Below are 15,910 nucleotides of genomic sequence, written 5' to 3' on the forward strand. Positions count from 1 at the left end.
AGAAGTGAAACCTCTTAGCGCTGATGGTAGTGTGGGGTTACCCATGTGAGAGTAAGTCATCGCCAGCTCATTATTCGAAAACACCCCCTGATATCTCAGGGGGTGTTTTTTTATGTGCGGAGAAAAGGGGGGAAAGAAGAAAAGCAGAAGAATAGAATAGGAAAATGAATAAGTTAAAGTGACGAATAAATGAATATTTCTGAATCAAATATAAAGTTAATAGTCTTCAATATTTCTATAAAGTTTATTGATCCGCTGAAATAATTGATTGCGTTGCAGCTTTAAGCATATATAAGATTTGGCCTAATAAAATGTCCTTATCTGTCAATGCTACAATAATCATGGGATGATTTTGTGCAGCAACAGATGCAAGTATCGCTTTTCCATTTTCGGCATCTAAGGTTATATTTTGACAACCGACCAAATGAATTTCTTTAATAAATGCTGACACCATTGCAAGGATAGAGCTGCTAACCGCAGCTAACTTGCTATTGTTATATTGCCCACGTTTGTAAACACTTGTTAGCTCAAATCCATCTGTTGAACACACCATGATGAAATGAACGCCTCGTGCATTGTTAATAATATTATTTATTAGTTCACGGGCATGTTGTATTAACTCATTCGAAGCGGTGCGTTTTGTGACATTAAACATTGATAACTCCTTATGCGGTAATGTAGTGATTTACTTCGATTGAGGTAATTAAAGCTTCAAGTAGCAGTAAAACGTCAGATTTTTTGCGACAGTCAATAAAGAATAGGGGCGAATATAAGTCCTGACTAATCAGCCAATCTTTGTAGATAGCAGTATTCGTTGAACTTGTGATTTCGTCTGTATGGGTAATTCCAATGGCTATGTTATCTGTATAGTTTTGGAAGGTTTCTAAGTAGCTTTCGAGTTCACTTAGGGGATCATTAACATTATGATCAATCAAAATAATTGCACCGATTGCGCCTTGACAAATCACAGGCCAAATAAAATCAAAACGACTTTGTCCAGGGGTACCATATAAACCTATTTTTAAACCATCTTCTAAGGTCACTTCTCCGTAGTCGATACCTACTGTAGTTTCAAGTTTTTGATGGCTGGTTTGATCTGTATTAAACGCCTCGGTCAGTAGAACTGGGATATCAGAAAGTGAACGGATCGCTTCAGTTTTTCCAGCACCCATAGAACCAGCAAAGACAATTTTATAATGCTGAAGAATCATGTTTGATGTCCTATTCTAAAATCCAAATTTACGGCGTAATTTACGAAAGAAGTTTTGCACAAAGTTCTTTTCTTCTGTTGGTTCATGCGTTTCAGGTGGCGTGTAATGTTTATCCCAAAGATTTATTTTTTTAATATTCAGTGATGCCATATTCGCAGCAATGAACTGCCGAACGGTGCTGAGGGGTATATCATATTGTTCTGCAATCGTTGATATCTTTGCGCCCTGTATAAAGCATGCAGAAAGTTGAAAAATTTGTTTATGAGATAAATGTTCAGCAGGTTTTGGCCAGCTTAAAATTCGAAAATGGCCATCTTCAGGAACTGTTTGGTAAAAATTCGGAGTTTGCCAAAATAGATTCCATATCCAGTCTTGAAGGATGACGGGGTGCTTTCGACTTACATGGGTCATATCTTCAATTGATGCGAAATCATATTTAAAACTAGCATCTGTGTGTTGAAGTTGACGCTCGAGGTTGAGCCAAGCTATATTTTGCGCGGTATCGATTACCGCTATTGTGCCTAGATCATCATATAGGTGTAATTTTTCATGATTATCTTCTGCATACATTTTTTTGAAGTAATCATCCTCCAAATTAAAATCGCTAAAGCTCTGGATTTGATCATGCTGAGCATGCTCTATGGATTCGTTAAGGCCATTATGGCTGACGAGATGTTTATCAATCCATTGATTGAGCTCTTGATTGTCGTCCACGGGAAGGAACAGCGTATTGTTTCTAACGCGCCCTGATTGTTGGTTGTCTTTCGAGATCTTGAGCCAAGGTAAAGCGCGGCGAGTTAATATTTTTTGAATTCCTTCGGTGTCAAAAAAACGCTCATGAATAAATAAGCAATCGAGATTCACATCAGATGCACTTTTCCATTGGATATTAAAGTGCTGTGGAAAAATTGCGTAAAGCTGATGTTTGAGTTGATCTGAATCATGAATACTTAATCCTGCAATGCCGATATTGATATATTGCTTATTCATGGTGTTCCTCGACTAATTTTATTCAAACCTGTAAAACATTTTGGGAATAAAAAACCCTCTTATTGGCATAAGAGGGTTGGGTGAAATTAAGCAAAATCTAAATTTTTTTCATAGGTTTTTAATTCGTGTCGAGCCATGGCTAGGTTTGCTTTGGCACGATCAAGTACTAAATATAAGAACACGGATTCATTATTTTCCAGTGGACGAATCAAGTGATACTGCTTTCCTAAGGTAATTAAAATATCGACAATGTGATCATCTAAATTGAGTGACTGAGCGACACGTCTTTTGGAGCGAACCACTTCAGTATTTCCAGCAGCTGCTAATTCTAAATCAATATCTCCACCGCCTTGTGTCGCCATAGCTAGGCCACTTTCACCGTCTACCAGTGCCGCTGCATGAAAACCGTCGATTGTTGTGAGTGATTCTAATGAAACTTTAGCCATTTTTATGCCCCTCTTTTAGGTTATACATGATTATTATTTGTAGATATTTAGGTAATTAAACTAGCGTTTTTAACTACATAATTTAATTATAGGAAGCGTAAGGGGCTTTGCAATAAAATTAATTTTTTGCCTTAAAAGGATAATATTTTCTAAATATAGCGTTAAGTTTTAGGATTTAAAAAATGTGATTTAATTTGCTATATATATTTTTTATGTATTTTAGAACTTTATTTTTGATATAAAATTTACCAAAAATTCAAATGTAATATTTTGTAAATGGTGTGACAAAACTCAATTTTTGCAGAATAAAGCTGACCGATTTACATAAAGAAAACAAAAAGTGATCTAAAGGCGTGTAATTTAGAATATTCGATTTAAAAAAACCTGCTTAAAAAGCAGGTCATTGTTTTAGACAAATGAAGCCACTTAAGAAAAAATATTACAAGCTGCAGATGCCAGAATCCATAAAATCACCACTGCAACGATAGGCTCTACAATTTTTGACCAAGTTGGCACTTGTACTTCAGTTGTCACATCTTCTTGAGTATGTTGTTGATTAACCATTTGATTGAACTCCTTCATTGATGCTTCTAATGATATCTCTTCTTGCAGATTTGGTTTAGAACCAAGAAGCTCTGTTAGGTTGTTTGTTGACCAAACCCAATCATCCGCTTGACCAGAAAGGTGTTCAATTTGTCCATTGAGTAATTCTTGAATGCTTTGTGGTGAGTGTGAGCCGGTATCATGAAGTTGCTTTAATTCATTTAATTGTAAATGAAAAATTTCAGTTGTTAGGTGTTCAAGTTCAGAGCGTTCTAATATTGATGCATTCGATGGATTGGTGGTCAGATGGCGTGAAACTTCTTGAATATAGAGTTCATCAGGATGAGTAATTTCTTGATAAACCTTTTGAGCATTATTGCGGAGCTGATGAATCAATTCACCTAAAGTTAATGCATTAATTTCACGTATATGTTGACGTTTTTCTTCACGATTTAAATGACTTAAAAGCGTAGGCTTTTGAGATTCTATTTGTTCGACAAAATATTGTACTAAATCAAAAGCCATTATTCGCTTCCTTATTCTTTAATCGAGCAACCTTAAACCTGGTTTTTTCTTCGGCTGCTCTTGTTGTTCTTGGTCGTTTGATTTTAAAGCATTTTGATCATTCTGAATACCTTCATATTCTTGAGGATCGAAGAACATGCCTTGACCATTTTCACGTGCATAGATACCTAGAACAGCAGAAAAGGGGATATAGAGGTTTTGCGAAACGCCACCAAAGCGTGCAGAGAAAGTAATCGTCTCATTGCTCATGTGTAGCGCATGCGTTGCATGAGGTGCGATATTCAGGACAATTTGGCCATCTTGGATATATTGAACTGGCACCATCGTACCATTCTGTGTCGCATCAACAAGTAGGTACGGTGTAAGTTGATTGTCACAAATCCATTCATAAAGTGCCCGTGTTAAGTATGGACGCGTTGGAGTGAGTTGTAGTTCTTGTTCAGACATAATGCTTACTCGAATATTAATGGGAAATTAATTTTTTGCTAAAAGCTCGCTATAGCGATTTTTTTCCTGCAATGTCATTGATTTGATAAATGCAGGACGGCTAAAGATGCGTTGGCAATAGAGAAATATAGGGCGGCATTGCTGTTTGGGAAGCTCAATCCCCATGGCTTTTAGGCGCAGAAATACAGGTGCGAGCATACAGTCTAACATGCTAAATTGTTCAGACATAAAATAAGGATAATGCTGAAACAAGGGGGTTAGTGAAATGAGTGTATCACGCAATTGTTTTTGTGCTTTTTGCTTGGCTTTTTCATTGAGGGTATCGGGATGGCGAAGCATAATATCGGCAAGTCTTAACCAATCTTGTTCGAAGCGCCATACATATTGACGTTGCTCTGCACGAGGCATGGGTGCATCTGCATACAGTTTATTTTGACGATATCGGTCATCCAGATATTCGGCGATAATACTGCTGTTATAGAGTTTTAGGCCATTTTCAATCATCATCGGAAGTTGATTGTAGGGATTTAAACTTGCAAGATCTTCGTCTTCATCATCAGCAATAATTAAATTATGTTTGATTTGCTTCTCTGCAAGTACATAACGTATCCAGTGTGAGCGAAAGTCATCCGCATGACTGTAAAGCGTAATCCCTTGGAGAGGTGCATTTTCGACTGACATAATCCGAGACGATGAGAAATGAATAAGATAGGATACTAAAATTAGACAGTAAAATCACGGGGACTTTAGCAATATCAATGCAGCTACAGTGAAAATTACAGTTTTGTTTTATTTGATTTTATCTGATAGCTTTTCATGTCATTCATTTACCTGATCGTCACCGCATGATGACCATTGCACTTGTAAAAAAATTATTATTTTTAGCTGCTGTTATTTTTATGGGCATTGGCTTTTATACGGCACTCGCTGGAGGTTATGCCTCTGATTATGGAGCAGAGGATGATAGCCTAGAACAACAAAGCAAAATGACCATCTGTACAATTACACTAACACTGTCAGTTATATGCTTAATTGCGAGTTTTAGTCTTTTTGTTTATCGGATCGTTATTCTATTTGCATCATCTTCATAAAAATTAAGACATAAAAAAACCTTGGCATAAGCCAAGGTTTTTTGTCCGATTCGGTAAACGAATTAACGTTTAGAGAATTGAGGACGTTTACGAGCTTTACGTAAACCAAGTTTCTTACGTTCAACTTCACGAGCATCACGAGTAACGAAACCAGCTTGACGAAGAGCAGGTTTAAGAGTTTCGTCAGAAGCAATCAATGCACGAGTAATACCGTGACGGATAGCGCCTGCTTGACCACCGATACCACCACCAGCAACAGTGATGTAAAGGTCATATTTCTCAGTAGCTTCTAAAAGCTCAAGTGGTTGGTTAACAACCATACGAGCAGTTTCACGACCGAAATATTGTTCTAAAGAACGGTTGTTGATTACGAGTTTACCAGTACCAGCTGATAGGAAAACACGTGCAGTTGCGGTCTTACGGCGACCTGTACCATAGTTAGTAGCCATGTGCTGTATCCCTTAGATGTCCAAAACTTGTGGCTGTTGAGCAGTATGTGGATGCTCAGTACCAGCGTACACTTTCATTTTCTTGATCATTGCATAACCAAGAGGACCTTTTGGCAACATGCCTTTTACAGCACGTTCGAAGATTTCTTCTGGTTTGTGAGCAACTAATTTTTCGAAATTAGTTTCACGAATACCACCAGGGAAACCAGTGTGGCGATAATATTTCTTATCAAGTGATTTTTTACCAGTCACTTGAACTTGCTCAGCATTGATAACAACGATGTAGTCGCCAGTGTCAACGTGAGGAGTATAAGAAGTTTTGTGCTTACCGCGTAAACGACGAGCGATTTCAGTCGCAAGGCGACCTAAAGTTTTGCCAGAAGCATCAACAACGTACCAGTCGTGTTGAACTTCAGCTGGCTTAGCGCTGAGAGTTTTCATTAAACCACTACCTATTATAGTTGGTTTGGACTATGGAAGCTGTCCAAACAAAAGGAGACGCGATTCTATACGAATACGTGAAGAATCACAAATGAAAATATAAAATTTCAAGCGCTGTATTGTAGTATATTTCTTCAGCAATAAACAGCAGATAATCCAGAAATTATAAAAAAAAACGGATGAAAGTAAATCATGTCGAATTCTAATCTGTTAAAAAACACATCTGAACCCTCATTCTGGCGGCAATGGTTGCAATTAATGGGCTTATATAGCGCCTTAGTTTTAAGCCCAACTTTTTTGTATTTGGTGTATTTGCACGGGGCGGATGGTGCGATCATCGTTTTGTTAATGATGCTCACTTTATTTTTCCTTAGTTATTTATTGGTTTATCTGTTGATTGGATTATTGCTTCTGGGTGGTATGTCTTTTTGGCTGATAACGAAGTACCCGCAACATGTGTCAGCCGTTCAGCGCGGCATTGTAATTCTTATTGCATTGATTTGGATCATTGGCATTTCAGGTTTTGCTTTCGATTTCATTCCATACAATGTCGCAAAACGCGCTTATTTTTGAGTTTTAGTCCGATATTTTTAGTCAATAAAATTAGGTCTGTCATGTGCATCACACAGTATAATAATGCTATTGCACACACAGGATAGACCCATGCTGCCTTTATATATCACGAGCGGTGAACCCGCAGGTATCGGACCTGATATTTGTTTGAGCTTAGCCAATCGAATAGATGAAAGGCCACTTGTGGTTCTTATTGATAAAGATTTGCTGATCAAGCGCGCTCAACAGTTAAAGCTCGAAGTTGAACTGATTGACTATGTTGGGCAGGAGGGTTCGGCAGCTCTAGGTCAGCTTTATGTGGAACATGTACCTGTAACTACACCTGTTATTGCAGGTCAGTTAGATGTGAATAATGCAGCCTATGTGTTGGAACAATTACGTCGTTCTGCAGATTATGCGATGTCTGGCAAAAGTGTAGGTGTTGCAACTGCACCTGTGCAAAAGTCGATTATTAATGATGCCGGTATCCATTTCAGCGGACATACGGAGTTTTATCAAGAATTTGCAGGCGTTGATCGTGTCGTGATGATGCTTGCGACCAAAACGCTCCGTGTCGCATTGGCAACTACACATTTACCGCTTCGTGATGTAGCCGATGCCATTACTCAAGAACGTTTGCATCAAGTCATTGATATTGTAATTCATGATTTAAAAACCAAATTTAAAAAAGATCATCCGCATATTTTAGTCTGCGGTTTAAATCCGCATGCGGGTGAAGATGGCTATTTGGGCATGGAGGAGATTGAAGTGATCAATCCGGTGCTAGAGCGTTATCGCGCTCAAGGGGTGAATATGAGCCTGAGCTTACCTGCTGATACCTTATTTACCCCTGAAAATTTAAAAGATGCCGATGCGGTTTTGGCGATGTATCACGATCAGGGCTTACCTGTGTTAAAGTCGCAGGGCTTTGGCGAAGCCATCAATATCACTTTGGGCTTACCGTTTATTCGGACTTCAGTGGATCACGGCACAGCACTGTCACTGGCTGGAACTGGTCTTGCTAAAAGTTCGAGTTTACAGGTGGCGGTTGATTTGGCTTTAGAATTAGCACGTGCGAAAAATAACGAAACTTAATAATAAAGGTTTGAATTTTATATGAATAATTGTAAAAAATTATCAAAAATAAAACAGGAAAATAACAAGATGCTTAGGGCGAAATCGATCATTCGCCCATTTTTTGGGATTGCGTTAGCGTTGATGCTGTCAGCATGTTCAACGCTCGCTACAGATCATCATTTTTGTGAATTAAAAGTATTATCGCTGCAAATTCCAAAACAGACGGAAGGATTTATACGTTTTGCATCACCGGGTGCCGTGGATGGCTTTAAACATAATCAGCAAAAATTTAATCAAGCGCTGACCGCGATGCATAAAAAATATGCGAATCGTGGCGGTGCTGATAAAATGCTTCAAGATGGACAGGCAATCAATGCTAATATTGATCTGCTTGTACAGCATCAAAATAGCCTGAGTGCGCTATATGAATATCAACTTCTTGTAAGTGAAACCATTCCAGGTATTCAAGCTGAATATAACCTTCTGGCTGATATGATGGCTAGAGCAAACAATTCAGCTATTCAAGCAATGATTGCCAAAAATCAAGTCTATATTGCGGGACGACTGTTGGATTCTTTGCTGAAGTTAACTGATGTGAATTCTATTCATCCAGACGATTTAGATGACTTTTTAGCAGATTTTGAAACTTTCAATATTTATTTGAAGGCTCAACTGAATGGTAATCCCGAACTGGGTGTAGAGCGCGTAAACAATGCTGAAATGCGTGAAAGTTTGCTCTCCATTCAGGCTGAAACTGAAGAAATGATGAAATCTGAAACAATGGCTTTGTTGCAACAAAGAGAGCCATTGCTCAGTGTAATTAAAGCGGCTCGGGATAATGTGACCAAGTCCGAAGAAATTTTTGCTCGCTTGAGTGAATTTGAATCAAGTCAGTAATCGTTGTAATAAACCTATGCGGAGAATTTTATGTATCAAATTAATGCCCTAAACCCAAAAGATGAAGGGCATCACACGCGTAAGCGGTTTGGACAGAATTTCTTACATGATCAACGTGTTATTGCCAAAATTGTACGTTCCGTAAATCCGCGTACTGGTGACAATATTGTCGAAATTGGTCCCGGTCTTGCTGCGCTTACATCGCCTTTAATTGGTGAATGCGATGCTCTAACTGTGGTTGAGCTGGACCGTGACTTAGCTGCAGGTTTGCCGGGCCGTGTGCCGCATCCTGAGCGCTTGACCATTGTTGAAACCGACGCGCTGAAATATGACTTTACCGAGCTGTTTGCCGAAGGCCGTCCTCTGCGCGTGGTTGGCAACTTGCCGTATAACATCTCGACTCCGCTGCTGTTTCATCTCTTGGAGTTTGGCGACAAAGTCAAAGACATGCACTTCATGCTGCAAAAAGAAGTCGTGGACCGTATTACCGCTTCACCGAATACTAAAGAATACGGCCGTTTATCGGTGATGATCCAATACTTCTGTAAACCGACGTTTTTATTTGAAGTGCCGCCGGGTTCGTTTAATCCGCCGCCAAAAGTCACCTCTGCGGTATTCCGTTTAGAGCCTTATGCCGTTAAACCGATTGTGGCGAAAAATGAAAAAGCGCTTGCGCGTTTGGTTTCACATGTCTTTACTCAACGCCGTAAGACGTTACGCAACAGCTTAAAAGGCATGTTGGTTGAAGATGGTTTTGAAAATGCAGGGGTTGATCCAATGGCGCGTCCTGAAACCCTAACACTTGCAGAATTTGTCGCATTAGCAGATCAAATGGTGGCTTAAATAATTATGACTCGCAATATTCGCTATAACTATGTCATTGGTGATGTTCAAGGCTGTTTTGAAGCATTAAAAGCTTTACTGAAAGAGATAAAGTTTGATGCAGACCAAGATTTTATATGGTTTGCCGGTGATCTCGTCGCACGGGGTGAAAACTCGATAGGCGCTTTGCGGTTCATCAAAAAATTAGTGGATAGTGAAGTTGCGGCGACGGTACTGGGCAATCATGATCTGACTTTGCTGGCATGCGCTCGCGGTATTAAGGATATCAATCCTAAAGACAATATCGATGATGTGATTCACGCTTTAGAAAGTGATGATTTGATTGATTGGTTACGCAAGCAGCCGCTGTGTCTATTTCCGAATGAGCAAACCATTTTGACTCATGCGGGTATTCCTTTGAATTGGACTGCGCAGCAAACCGCTGATTTGGCAAAAGAAGTGGAAGCGGTGATTGGTCATGACGACTTTGATGTGGTCGATGCGTTTCTTCAAGTGATGTACGGTAAAGAGCCGAACCTATGGTCGGATGATTTGTCTGGTCATGCGCGCTTACGTTGTATTACCAACTATTTGACCCGCATGCGCTTAACCGATGCAGAAGGTCGTTTAGAGTTCAGTTTTAAAGACTCACTCGATGACCCTATGCCGAAGGGTTTTCAACCATGGTTTGAGTTTGAGTCACAAGCAGCGCAGACCCATCAAATTCTTTTTGGTCATTGGGCCGCTTTACAAGGAAAAAGCATTTCAGCAAAAATCCAAAATGTGGATGGCGGATGTGTTTGGGGCAATCAGTTGATGGCCTATCGTTTAGAAGATCAGCACATGTTTGCGGTCGATAATCCTGTGATGTAAGTATTTAAAAATAAAAAAGCCGCATTGATGCGGCTTTTTTATTGGTGTGAGGATTAGTCTAAACGAATCCAAGTTTGGTTACGACCTAAGACTGAAACGCCAATACTTGCACGGATCGAAATACGTTTTCCTGTGCTGTTTAAGCGCACTTTAGCATCATAAACTTTGCCAGAAAGAGGGTCGATAATACGACCTTTTTCATAATTATTTGTATTATTAATCTGCTTTAAACCTTTAACAATTTCCATGCCGAGAATCGGTTGGTTGGTATAAGGCGCAGGGCACTTATTACAGTTTTTTTGTGGTGTATAGCCAGGACGTGGTGTAATTTTAATAATTTTACCGGTATAGGTATTATTGGATTCTTTGTGAATCGAAATAATCGCTTTGGCCGCTCCTGTTTTATCGTCAATTTGTTGCCACGTGCCAGTAATGTCATTTGCAAATGCGACATTCATCAATCCGAATGTGCAAAGGCTGAATAATATTTTTTTAAACATAATCGCTTTTCCCCTAGAAGCGTGATTTATGAGCACGTATGTTAGAAAGTTTACGAGAATAGTCAACTTTATTTTTAAAATAATTTGAATATCTTAGGCATAAAAAAACCGCCATGGCGGCGGTTTTTATAACATTGAACTTATTCTTGGCGAATCCAAGTTTGGCTACGACCGAGTGCTGATACACCCATATAGCCACGCAGCGTGAGACGTTTTCCGCTGGCATTTAAGCGAACTTTTGTGTCGTAAATTTTGCCAGAAAGTGGGTCAATAATACGGCCTTTGTCGTAATTATTGGTCCCTTCAATATGTTTTAAACCAGTTAACACATCAAGGCCTAAAATCGGTTTGTTTTTATAAGGTGCAGGGCAGTTTACGCAGGTGTCACGTGGCGTATAACCCGGACGCGGCGTCACTTTAATGATTTTACCCACGAATGTTCCATTACTTTCTTTACGGATTTCAATAATGGCTTTTTGTGAACCTGTTTTATCATCAATTTGTTGCCAAGTCCCTGAAAGGTCTTGAGCAAAAGCTGAACCACTCATTACAGCAGCTAAGAATAAGAGGCTCACTTTTAATTTTTTCATCAGATATTCCCTGTAGGTGGTTCACCTATATCAAATCAATTTACTGAATAAATTTAAAATTTATTCAACGCGAATCCATGTCTGTGTACGACCAATCGCGGAAATCCCCAGATATCCACGTAAATGTAAGCGCTTACCATTGGCAGAAATTTTGCCTTTTAAGCTGTAAATTTTGCCTGCTAAAGGATCAATAATTTTTCCTTGAGAGTAGGTATTTTCACTTTCAAGTTTCAGCCCCTTAAATACATCCATCCCTAAAATAGGCTGGTTGGTATAAGGTGCAGGGCAATTCACACATTTTTCCTTTGGTGTATAACCCGGACGTGGCGTCACTTTGACAATTTTGCCGGTATAGGTGTCTTTGGCATCTTTTCGAATTTCGATCAGTGCTTTAGGCGAACCGGTTTTATCGTCAATTTGTTGCCAAGTCCCTGTAAGATCTTGAGCATAGAGTGCAGAGCTTGTTACTACAGCACCGAATAATGCAGCCCATTTCAAACTTTTTTCGATCATATTAATAATCCTTTATCAATACACTTTGTGAGGGTTTATTGATCATACTAGGTAATATCTGAACTTAGAGCAACTACTCTAAGCATAAATATTTACATTTTATTCGGGAAAGTTGACATGTTGCACAAAAGTGACTTTACCAAAAATGTAACATCCACAGCACATCATTCAATGTGTTGTGGCGTACCCTTGAATTTATATTAAGTTTATTTTTTATACAAAACAATCATTTAAAAGTGATTGCTCAGTCACATATTTTGTAGATAGAGTATGAAAGTTGGCAACCAGATTGCTGTGAAGACTGCATTTACCGCCATGCCAAATGCCGCATAGCGCCCAGCAATGCTGCCGCGCTGCCAAGCTTGAGCTGTGCCAATCGCATGTGCAGCAAGTCCTAAGGCGAGTCCTGATGCACGTTCATCATGAATATTTTTGAGTATGATGGGTGAAAATGCTGCGCCAATCACCCCTGATAAAATCACAATCAAAATCACCAAAGGAATCGGGGAATGCAGCAGCGTCGCAATGTTGATGGCAATTGGGGTGGTCACTGCCCGTGTAGCAAAAGCCATAATGGTTGGATCTGACAAATGCAGCAAATAAGCCAGCCCCATAGGGAGGGCAACGGCACTGATACTGGCAAAGACTAAAATCCCGCCCACGGCTTTTAAAGGTAAATCATCGTAGCGCATCGCTGCTAAAGGAATGGCCAAGGCCACTGTGACATAGCCGAGTAAGTTATTGAACAGTGGATTCACCTGTGCCATATAACTTTCATAGGAAATGCCAAAAAGATAGAGCATACCAATAACGAAAAACATCCCAATCACAATTACAGGGATTTGCGGTAATTTTTTATTAATAGGTTTTGCGACAAGATAGGCGATCAGGGTAATGATGAATCCAGAGATGATTGAAAGCATGTTGATTCTCCTTATAGCCATTTCTTAGACATTTTTGCGTAGACCCACAGCGGTATGAGGGTGCTGACAAAGAGAACAATCAAAAACATCGGAATTTCATCGCCTAAATGCATCATCATTAGCAATGAGCCTGCACTAATAGGTAGGAAGGCAAAGGCACTTTCTTTCATAATTTTATTATTGGTATCGACCAAACTGGCTGGAATTTTGTTGAATTTTCTCCAAAATGAAAGCACGATCAGTAAGCTAATCAGACCGACTAGATTGCCTAATTCTGGGTGATTGAATTGCTTCATGACCCAGACCGCGCCTTCACGGAAAATAATAATTAATGCAATAGTGCCTATCCAGGCTTTCCAATCGATGCGCTTGATCCAGTCCATTTTTGTCTTTCGTTAAAATTATACTAATCAAGTTTTAACCGATTTAGTCTTTAATTTCAAATTCTTCAAGTGGACGTTGAAATTGTTGCGCACGCGTTCCCAAGATTTCTTCGATGGGTAAATGCGCCTGTTTAATCAGTTGTTCTAACTTATGCGGGGCAATGATGACGTGCAAAATTAAGTTGCCTTGTTCATCATAACTTTCATTTTGGATCACATTGAGCGCATACAGTTGTGTTCTTAATTTGCCATAAGCCGGTTTTAGACGGACTTCAAAGCTTTGAATCTGTCCCATTAAGCATTCTTGAACCGCTTGGCGTAATAAAGGAAGACCTTTACCACTATGTGCTGAGACATAGACACGTTCCGGCTGATGTGGCTTGCCATAGATGATTTTAGGATCTTCGCCACTGACATCAATTTTGTTATAAACGCGCAGAATCGGAACATCGACACCAATTTCTTTCAGGACTTTTTCGACAGCCTCGATTTGTTCCATCATGTCCGGACTGCTGGAGTCAATGACATGTAACAATAAGGTCGCCTCCAACGTTTCTTCTAAGGTGGCTTTAAATGACTCGACCAATGAGTGCGATAAATTACGCACAAACCCTACAGTATCTGCGAGCACTAAGTTACCGATCCCATCCCAATGTAGACGGCGTAAGGTCGGGTCAAGTGTCGCAAAAAGTTGGTCTGCTGCATAGACATCACTTTTTGCTAAATTATTAAATAAGGTCGATTTACCCGCATTGGTATAACCCACCAATGACACAGTTGGAACAGCGGCTTTTTGACGTGCCACACGACCTTGCATACGTGTTTGACGGACTTTCTCAAGTTTCGCTTTGAGTTGCCCCATACGCAGCTTGAGTAGACGACGGTCGGTTTCCAGCAGGGTTTCGCCCGGGCCACGTAAGCCAATCCCGCCTTTTTGGCTATCGAGATCGCCACGACTACGAATCAGCCGTGAAGCCATATGCTGTAATTGGGCCAATTCAACTTGCAATTTACCTTCATAGGTACGTGCGCGTTGGGCAAAAATATCTAAAATTAATTCTGTACGATCGACCACACGACAACGCATGATGCGTTCAAGATTACGTGCTTGGGCAGGGGTGAGAGCATGGTCAAAGATGACCAATTCGGCTTCATATTCTGCGACTACTTCTGCAATTTCTTCAGCTTTCCCTGAGCCGATAAATAATTTGGCATCAGGCTTAATACGCTGAGCATGCACATGTTGCAGAATATTGGCACCTGCAGATTGAGCAAGTAAGTGGAATTCTTCGGCATCAAGGTCTGCAAGCATTTGTACTGCCACACTGACTAAAATTACGCGTTCACCGCTCGCTTGATGTTGATTTAAATTTTCCACTCAGCACACACTCCTGTTTAAAGATTCATTTTAGGCGAAAATGCAGTGCGAGGGTTAATCTAAGTGATGGATTAATGGCAAAGTTGCTGTACGACCTGCAGTTCAATTAGAGAAAGCTGCGAAAGCTCAGTGCCAGTAAAAAAAGCACACTCACATATATCAATGAAAAACCAGCAATGGCTTTTAACGCTTGCCATGAAGAAATAGGGGGATTGTCTGAATATGAATGATTCATAATTTTAACCTTTAAAACCGATATAAAAATAATATTTGATTTTTAAAAACGATTAAAATGGGAAAATATTATCTTCGACTTCGGTTTTTATGATCAATGCAAAAAAACTGTCTTCGGTATATGATGATGAAAATTTACGCCAAATTGTGGCACCGTGTCCTTTTAGTGAACCGTTTATGAATCAACCTCAAATCGTCAATACACCGCAAATTAATGTGTTTTCAAAATTTTATTTGTATTGTAAAAAAGTCGGTGCTGCAGCTGTTGCCGTGACGCAGGGTTTTTATTTGGTTTATCGTCATCAATTGTATAAAGACCCGAATAACCCGCAAAATACCCGCTATGTGCAGTATTTTTGTCGCAAGTTATGCAAAGTATTTAATCTTGAAGTCAAAGTGCATGGCGAAATTCCACGTCAACCAGCCCTTTGGGTAAGTAATCATATTTCATGGTTAGATGTGGCAGTTTTGGGTTCTGGCGCACGTGTTTTCTTTTTGGCGAAAGCTGAAATTGAAAAATGGCCAGTGCTGGGTAAATTGGCGAAAGGCGGTGGCACCTTATTTATTAAGCGTGGCTCTGGCGACTCGATTAAAATTAAAGAACAAATTACGGGCTTCTTAAAACAAGATACGCCGGTACTCTTTTTCCCAGAAGCCACCACTTCAGATGGCAGCAAAATTAAAAAAATTCATGGTCGTATTTTAGGTGCGGCAATTGAAGCCGAACGTCCAGTCCAAATTTGCTTAATTTGCTATGTGAATCAGGACGGTGAACTCGATAATATTGCGCCCTATGTCGGAGACATTAGCTTTGATCGACATGTCAAAAATGTCTTAGAAATGCCGAAAGTCACAGCGCATCTCATGACATTGCCCGCAATTGATTCGGCAGGTCATACTGTTGACAGTCTGACACAAGAAGTGCAGCAAAAAATGAATCAGGGATTAGCAGAGCTTCAAGCTAAAGTTCTTAAAGCGCCAGTTCCAGTTGAAGCTAAATAATTTAATGATACAGGCTGCAAGGG

General features: G+C 39.8%; 22 protein-coding genes. 7 read left to right on the top strand and 15 right to left on the bottom strand.

The window, feature by feature from the left end:
* Nucleotides 1-244: 244 nt before the first annotated feature.
* The 7 genes from FTV50_RS15470 to FTV50_RS15500 form a co-directional block, all read right to left on the bottom strand.
* Nucleotides 245-655, bottom strand: coding sequence for a roadblock/LC7 domain-containing protein (locus FTV50_RS15470; RefSeq protein ID WP_180024983.1), 411 nt, complete (start codon nucleotides 653-655; stop codon nucleotides 245-247).
* A 10-nt stretch (nucleotides 656-665) separates the two neighbouring features.
* A complete protein-coding gene (locus tag FTV50_RS15475) occupies nucleotides 666-1,211 on the bottom strand; it encodes an ATP/GTP-binding protein (protein WP_180024984.1) in 546 nt (181 codons plus the stop codon).
* A gap of 15 nt (nucleotides 1,212-1,226) precedes the next feature.
* Nucleotides 1,227-2,201: a hypothetical protein gene (locus FTV50_RS15480; RefSeq protein WP_180024985.1), complete on the bottom strand. Its 975-nt coding sequence runs from the start codon at nucleotides 2,199-2,201 to the stop codon at nucleotides 1,227-1,229.
* Between the two features lie 86 nt (nucleotides 2,202-2,287).
* Nucleotides 2,288-2,647, bottom strand: coding sequence for a roadblock/LC7 domain-containing protein (locus FTV50_RS15485; protein WP_180022868.1), 360 nt, complete (start codon nucleotides 2,645-2,647; stop codon nucleotides 2,288-2,290).
* 426 nt (nucleotides 2,648-3,073) lie between these two features.
* The gene (locus FTV50_RS15490; RefSeq protein ID WP_180009225.1) at nucleotides 3,074-3,715 is read right to left on the bottom strand and encodes a hypothetical protein; all 642 of its coding nucleotides are present in this window, start codon (nucleotides 3,713-3,715) and stop codon (nucleotides 3,074-3,076) included.
* Between the two features lie 18 nt (nucleotides 3,716-3,733).
* Nucleotides 3,734-4,162 carry a ClpXP protease specificity-enhancing factor gene (locus tag FTV50_RS15495; RefSeq protein WP_078194278.1) on the bottom strand — a complete coding sequence of 143 codons (429 nt, stop codon included), beginning with the start codon at nucleotides 4,160-4,162 and terminating at the stop codon, nucleotides 3,734-3,736.
* 27 nt (nucleotides 4,163-4,189) lie between these two features.
* Complete coding sequence (locus FTV50_RS15500; protein ID WP_180024986.1) at nucleotides 4,190-4,843, bottom strand: glutathione S-transferase N-terminal domain-containing protein; 654 nt, start codon at nucleotides 4,841-4,843, stop codon at nucleotides 4,190-4,192.
* Between the two features lie 164 nt (nucleotides 4,844-5,007).
* On the opposite strand from FTV50_RS15500, the gene FTV50_RS15505 reads away from it, so the two are divergent.
* Complete coding sequence (locus FTV50_RS15505) at nucleotides 5,008-5,253, top strand: hypothetical protein (RefSeq protein WP_180024987.1); 246 nt, start codon at nucleotides 5,008-5,010, stop codon at nucleotides 5,251-5,253.
* A gap of 62 nt (nucleotides 5,254-5,315) precedes the next feature.
* Here the strand turns inward: FTV50_RS15505 and rpsI are convergent, their stop codons facing one another.
* Together rpsI and rplM are read right to left on the bottom strand one after the other, a co-directional pair.
* A complete protein-coding gene (rpsI, locus tag FTV50_RS15510) occupies nucleotides 5,316-5,702 on the bottom strand; it encodes a 30S ribosomal protein S9 (protein ID WP_078190115.1) in 387 nt (128 codons plus the stop codon).
* Nucleotides 5,703-5,714: 12 nt separating this feature from the next.
* Nucleotides 5,715-6,143 (bottom strand): 50S ribosomal protein L13, encoded by a 429-nt coding sequence (rplM, locus tag FTV50_RS15515; protein ID WP_004722943.1) that lies wholly within the window; start codon nucleotides 6,141-6,143, stop codon nucleotides 5,715-5,717.
* 192 nt (nucleotides 6,144-6,335) lie between these two features.
* On the opposite strand from rplM, the gene FTV50_RS15520 reads away from it, so the two are divergent.
* The 5 genes from FTV50_RS15520 to FTV50_RS15540 all read left to right on the top strand — a co-directional run bounded on the left by FTV50_RS15520 (nucleotide 6,336) and on the right by FTV50_RS15540 (nucleotide 10,364).
* On the top strand, nucleotides 6,336-6,716 hold the full coding sequence (locus FTV50_RS15520) for a hypothetical protein (RefSeq protein ID WP_180024988.1): 381 nt from the start codon (nucleotides 6,336-6,338) through the stop codon (nucleotides 6,714-6,716).
* A gap of 90 nt (nucleotides 6,717-6,806) precedes the next feature.
* A complete protein-coding gene (gene pdxA, locus FTV50_RS15525) occupies nucleotides 6,807-7,790 on the top strand; it encodes a 4-hydroxythreonine-4-phosphate dehydrogenase PdxA (protein WP_180024989.1) in 984 nt (327 codons plus the stop codon).
* 69 nt (nucleotides 7,791-7,859) lie between these two features.
* Nucleotides 7,860-8,669 carry a pilus assembly protein PilJ gene (locus FTV50_RS15530; RefSeq protein WP_180024990.1) on the top strand — a complete coding sequence of 270 codons (810 nt, stop codon included), beginning with the start codon at nucleotides 7,860-7,862 and terminating at the stop codon, nucleotides 8,667-8,669.
* A gap of 30 nt (nucleotides 8,670-8,699) precedes the next feature.
* Complete coding sequence (gene rsmA / locus FTV50_RS15535) at nucleotides 8,700-9,512, top strand: 16S rRNA (adenine(1518)-N(6)/adenine(1519)-N(6))-dimethyltransferase RsmA (protein WP_180024991.1); 813 nt, start codon at nucleotides 8,700-8,702, stop codon at nucleotides 9,510-9,512.
* Between the two features lie 6 nt (nucleotides 9,513-9,518).
* Nucleotides 9,519-10,364, top strand: a complete 846-nt coding sequence (locus FTV50_RS15540; protein WP_180024992.1) for a symmetrical bis(5'-nucleosyl)-tetraphosphatase — start codon at nucleotides 9,519-9,521, stop codon at nucleotides 10,362-10,364.
* 53 nt (nucleotides 10,365-10,417) lie between these two features.
* On the opposite strand, the gene FTV50_RS15545 is transcribed toward FTV50_RS15540, so the two are convergent.
* From FTV50_RS15545 to hflX, 6 genes are all read right to left on the bottom strand, one after another.
* Nucleotides 10,418-10,864 carry a DUF2147 domain-containing protein gene (locus FTV50_RS15545; RefSeq protein ID WP_180024993.1) on the bottom strand — a complete coding sequence of 149 codons (447 nt, stop codon included), beginning with the start codon at nucleotides 10,862-10,864 and terminating at the stop codon, nucleotides 10,418-10,420.
* 140 nt (nucleotides 10,865-11,004) lie between these two features.
* On the bottom strand, nucleotides 11,005-11,454 hold the full coding sequence (locus FTV50_RS15550) for a DUF2147 domain-containing protein (RefSeq protein ID WP_180024994.1): 450 nt from the start codon (nucleotides 11,452-11,454) through the stop codon (nucleotides 11,005-11,007).
* A 60-nt stretch (nucleotides 11,455-11,514) separates the two neighbouring features.
* Complete coding sequence (locus FTV50_RS15555; RefSeq protein WP_180024995.1) at nucleotides 11,515-11,967, bottom strand: DUF2147 domain-containing protein; 453 nt, start codon at nucleotides 11,965-11,967, stop codon at nucleotides 11,515-11,517.
* A gap of 248 nt (nucleotides 11,968-12,215) precedes the next feature.
* Nucleotides 12,216-12,890: an LrgB family protein gene (locus FTV50_RS15560; RefSeq protein WP_078190106.1), complete on the bottom strand. Its 675-nt coding sequence runs from the start codon at nucleotides 12,888-12,890 to the stop codon at nucleotides 12,216-12,218.
* A gap of 11 nt (nucleotides 12,891-12,901) precedes the next feature.
* Nucleotides 12,902-13,273, bottom strand: a complete 372-nt coding sequence (locus tag FTV50_RS15565; RefSeq protein WP_078190105.1) for a hypothetical protein — start codon at nucleotides 13,271-13,273, stop codon at nucleotides 12,902-12,904.
* 43 nt (nucleotides 13,274-13,316) lie between these two features.
* Complete coding sequence (gene hflX, locus FTV50_RS15570) at nucleotides 13,317-14,651, bottom strand: ribosome rescue GTPase HflX (RefSeq protein ID WP_111885001.1); 1,335 nt, start codon at nucleotides 14,649-14,651, stop codon at nucleotides 13,317-13,319.
* Nucleotides 14,652-15,062: 411 nt separating this feature from the next.
* Between hflX and FTV50_RS15575 the strand changes: the two genes are divergently transcribed.
* Nucleotides 15,063-15,887 (top strand): 1-acyl-sn-glycerol-3-phosphate acyltransferase, encoded by an 825-nt coding sequence (locus FTV50_RS15575; RefSeq protein ID WP_180025015.1) that lies wholly within the window; start codon nucleotides 15,063-15,065, stop codon nucleotides 15,885-15,887.
* The last annotated feature ends 23 nt before the right edge of the window (nucleotides 15,888-15,910 follow it).

It is taken from the genome of Acinetobacter sp. YH1901134, from assembly GCF_013416965.1.
Taxonomy (GTDB): domain Bacteria; phylum Pseudomonadota; class Gammaproteobacteria; order Pseudomonadales; family Moraxellaceae; genus Acinetobacter; species Acinetobacter amyesii.